Source organism: Cellulomonas sp. GbtcB1 (genome assembly GCF_019091725.1).
In the GTDB taxonomy this organism is placed as follows: Bacteria; Actinomycetota; Actinomycetes; order Actinomycetales; family Cellulomonadaceae; genus Cellulomonas.
The window spans coordinates 1-242 of sequence record NZ_JAGXJG010000462.1; the positions used below are offsets into that span (position 1 = coordinate 1).

1 pseudogene is annotated in these 242 nt (G+C 83.1%); it reads left to right on the plus strand.

Annotated features, from left to right (window positions below):
- Positions 1–242, plus strand: a pseudogene (locus KVT14_RS21040) (haloacid dehalogenase); the annotation flags it as partial.

Below are 242 nucleotides of genomic sequence, written 5' to 3' on the forward strand. Positions count from 1 at the left end.
CTCGACCTGCTGCCCGCCGCCCGGGCCGCGGCGGAGCGGGCGGCGGCCCTGGCCCGGGTCGTCGAGCTGGAGGTGCCCGACACCGAGGGCATCGAGGTGCTGCCCGGCGCGGTCGAGGCGCCCGCGGCGCTCGGCGCGTCCGGTGGCGCCGCCGGCCGCGCGGCGGTGGTGACCTCCTGCGGCGTCCGCCTGGCCGCCGCACGCATCGCGGCGGTGGCGCTGCCGGTCCCGGCGACGGTCGT